The organism is Simplicispira sp. (assembly GCF_028687295.1).
In the GTDB taxonomy this organism is placed as follows: domain Bacteria; phylum Pseudomonadota; class Gammaproteobacteria; order Burkholderiales; family Burkholderiaceae_C; genus Simplicispira; species Simplicispira metamorpha.
Genome location: NZ_JAQUAL010000214.1, coordinates 1 through 3,720 on the forward strand (window position 1 = coordinate 1; position 3,720 = coordinate 3,720).

At 67.3% G+C, this 3,720-nt stretch carries 4 protein-coding genes; 2 read left to right on the forward strand and 2 right to left on the reverse strand.

Going from position 1 to position 3,720, the window contains the following annotated elements; all coding sequences use genetic code 11:
* Positions 1-51: 51 nt before the first annotated feature.
* Together PHX69_RS15695 and corA are read left to right on the forward strand one after the other, a co-directional pair.
* Complete coding sequence (locus PHX69_RS15695; protein WP_288045017.1) at positions 52-939, forward strand: uracil-DNA glycosylase family protein; 888 nt, start codon at positions 52-54, stop codon at positions 937-939.
* 195 nt (positions 940-1,134) lie between these two features.
* The gene (gene corA / locus PHX69_RS15700; RefSeq protein WP_119013983.1) at positions 1,135-2,121 is read left to right on the forward strand and encodes a magnesium/cobalt transporter CorA; all 987 of its coding nucleotides are present in this window, start codon (positions 1,135-1,137) and stop codon (positions 2,119-2,121) included.
* A gap of 174 nt (positions 2,122-2,295) precedes the next feature.
* Here the strand turns inward: corA and PHX69_RS15705 are convergent, their stop codons facing one another.
* A complete protein-coding gene (locus PHX69_RS15705; RefSeq protein ID WP_288045020.1) occupies positions 2,296-3,045 on the reverse strand; it encodes a 5'-methylthioadenosine/adenosylhomocysteine nucleosidase in 750 nt (249 codons plus the stop codon).
* Between the two features lie 9 nt (positions 3,046-3,054).
* Positions 3,055-3,720, reverse strand: a 666-nt coding sequence (locus tag PHX69_RS15710) for an AMP-binding protein (protein WP_288045022.1), incomplete at its 5' end; no start/stop codon positions are given.

The window sequence follows — 3,720 nt, forward strand, 5'->3', positions numbered from 1 at the left end:
CCCCGGCGTGGGCAACGAGCGCGAGGACGCCATCGTCATGAGTGCCGCCCTATGAGCCTGCACCTGGACGCACGCCAGCGGGCGATGCTGCAAGAGATGGGCGTGCGCGTCTGGTGGCCGGACGAGGCCGTCGCAGCCCCTGCCGATGCCCCGCCCGCCCCCACCACCGAGCGCGTGGCAGGCACCGGCACAGCACGCACTGCGCCGCACAGCGCGCCAAGCCATGCCCCCCAGGCCGCACCAGCACACCACGCACCAGCGGCACCGCCCGCCAACGCCCTGCCGCCACCGCAGGCCAGCGCGGCCCCGGCAGCGCCAGCCACACCCGCTGCCCCATCTGCCGCCGCCCCACCCCGCCCGGCCACCCCCGCTGCACCAGCGCCCACAGCAGCCCCACCCGGCGCCGCGCTGGTGCTGCACGCGCCGCAAGCCCTGTACGCCCCGGCCCACGGTGCCGATGCCGCCCACGCCAGCGCCGCCCCCACCCCGCCCGGGCCGGGGGCAGACGCCAGCACCTGGCTCATCGTCACCGAGGGCCAGGAGGGCGCCGACCCCCTGGCAGGCGATGCCGGTCTGCTGCTGCACAACATGCTGCGCGCCCTGCGGCTGCACCAGCACCCGCGCGTTTTCCTCAGCACCGTGGCCCCCCAGGCACCGGACGCACCGGCGGCAGCGCCCAGCGCACAGGCCCTGAGCGCGGCCATTGCCCACGTGCAGCCCAGCGTGGTGCTGGTCATGGGGCGGCTGGCCGCGCGCGCCGCCCTGGGGCGCAGCGACCCGCTGGGGCGGCTGCGCGCCCAGCCCCACAGCGTGGCCGGGGTGCCCGCCATCGTCACCTACGACGCGCCCTACCTGCTGCGCGCACCGCAGGCCAAAGCCGCCGCCTGGGCCGACCTGTGCCGCGCCCGCGCCCTGGCGCAGGCCACGCCCACGCCCTGACCCCCCAAAAGCCCGGCAGCGCCACAGCCCTGTCACACGCGAATGCGATAATTCCGGGTTCACGTTTTGTGTGGAGACAAACCTTGGAAACCTACCCCAGTCGGTAGCTTTCAGCTCCCGAGCCAGTGCGCCAAGGGGGGCTGAAAGCGCCCCGTTTTACCCCCGCCACAGGCCGTCACATCAAGGGAGTGAGCCATGCTCAACATCTTCACGCTTGCCCATGGGCGACTCGTTCAGGAAGAAATCGAGTCGCTGGAAGAGCTGTCCAAATTCCAGCCCATCTGGGTCGATCTGGAATCGCCCACCATCGACGAAAAGCGCTGGGTCTCGCAGTACTACGGCCTGTCCATCCCCGAAGATGCGATGGACGAGGACATCGAAGAATCGGCCCGCTTTTACGAAGAAGACAACGGCGAGCTGCACATCCGCAGCGACTTCCTGATCGATGACCACGACAACCCGCGCTCGGTGCGGGTGGCCTTCATCCTCAACCTCATCAACCCGAGCCTGCGCAGCAAGGGCGTTTTGTTCTCCATCCACGACGAGGACATTCCGGTGTTTCGCCTGCTGCGGCTGCGCGCACGCCGGGCGCCGGGCCTGATCGAAGATGCGCGCGAGGTGCTGCTCAAGCTGTTTGACGCCGACGCCGAATACTCCGCCGACACGCTGGAGGGCATTTACGACGATCTGGAAAAAGTCAGCACCCAGGTGCTGGCCGGCGACGTGACCGATGCCCGCGCGGGCGAGGTGCTGGGCGCCATCGCCCGCCAGGAAGACTTGAATGGCCGCATCCGGCGCAACGTCATGGACACGCGCCGCGCCGTCAGTTTCATGATGCGCAGCAAGATGCTCAACGCCGAGCAGTTCGAGGAGGCGCGGCAAATTCTGCGCGACATCGAGTCGCTGGACAGCCACACGGCTTTTCTGTTCGACAAGATCAACTTCTTGATGGATGCCACCGTGGGCTTCATCAACATCAACCAGAACAAGATCATCAAGATTTTCTCGGTGGCCAGCGTGGCGCTGCTGCCGCCCACCTTGATTGCCAGCGTCTATGGCATGAACTTCCAGTACATGCCCGAGCTGGCGCAAAAATGGGGCTACCCCTATGCGCTGGCGCTGATGCTGGCCAGCGCGCTGGGGCCCATGTGGTACTTCCGCAAGCGCGGCTGGTTGAAATAGGCTCCCCCTGCGGCGCTGCACGCCTTCTCCCCAAAGGGGGACGCCACCGGTGGCCCGGCAAAGCGTGCTCCACGGTGGCTCTGGCGCTTACCGCGCGCCCATTGCGTTCCGCAGTCAAATCAGCCTCCAGCCCTTTGGTGGCAGGCGCTACCAGCTATCAAATAAAGAGCAATATCACAGCACCCGCAGCAGGCCGCGCACGATGTGGTCGGCGTAGCGGCTGGCCACGCTCTGGATGAACCGATGGAAGTCCACATGCGCATCGTCGTCAGCGCGGTCAGAGATGGCGCGCACAGCGGCAAACGGCACGCCGTAGTCCACGCACACCTGGGCCACGGCGGCGCCTTCCATTTCCACGGCCAGCACGTCGTGGCCTGCGGCCAGCAGGTCGGCGCGCAGGGCGCCCGCTGCCTGGGCGCAACTGACAAACTGGTCGCCGCTGGCCACCAGGCCCTGGTGCAGGCGTGGCGGCTGCGCCAGAAGTTCAGAATCAAAATGACCTCCAGCGCTTTGCAGATAAGCGCTTACAGCTCCCGAAATCATAGCAGTCAGGGTGGTGTCGCAGGGCAGGCGCACCGCGCTGTAGCCGGGCACCTGCCAGCGCGCGCACAGCGGCGTGGCGTCCATGTCGTGCTGCACGTAGTCTTGCGCCACCACCACGTCGCCCACCTGCACGCCCTCGCCCACGCCGCCCGCCACGCCGGTAAAGACGATGCGCGCAGCGCCAAAGCGCTCGATCAGCGCCGTGGCGGTGGTGGCTGCGGCCACCTTGCCCATGCCCGACAAGGCCAACACCACGGGCTGGCCGTGCAGCGTGCCGAGCCAAAAGGCGCGCCCCGCGTGCGCCACGCGGCGGGCTTGCTCCAGGCTGCCGAGCAGGCCCGATTGCTCTTCGGGCAGAGCGCTGAGGATGGCGGTGGTCATGGGGGCGTCTTACTTCTTGTCGCGCAGTTCGCGGCGCAGGATTTTGCCCACAGGGGTTTTGGGCAGCTCGTCGCGGAACTCGATCACCTTGGGCTGCTTGTAGCCCGTGAGGTTGGCGCGGCAAAACTCGCGCACATCTGCTTCCGTCAGGTGCAGGTCTTTCTTGACGATGACCAGCTTGACAGCCTCGCCGGTCTTGTCATCGGGCACGCCCACCACGGCGCATTCGAGCACGCCAGGCATCTTGGCCACCACGTCTTCCACCTCGTTGGGATAGACGTTGAAGCCGCTGACCAGCACCATGTCTTTTTTGCGGTCAACGATTTTGAAATAGCCGCGCTCATCCATCACACCGACATCGCCCGTCTTGAAGTAGCCGTCCTCGGTCATGACCTTGGCGGTTTCATCGGGGCGCTGCCAGTAGCCGGCCATGACCTGCGGGCCCTTGATGGCGATTTCGCCGGGCTTGCCCAGCTCCGTCACCGTGTTGCCCTCGTCGTCGATCAGCTTCATCCAGGTGCCGGGAATGGGCACGCCGATGGTGCCGGTGAACTCTTTGGCCGTCACGGGGTTGCAGCTGGCCGAGGGGCTGGTCTCCGAGAGGCCGTAGCCCTCGCAGATGGGGCAGCCGGTTTTCTCCAGCCACAGCTTGGCCACGGCGCCCTGCACGGCCAT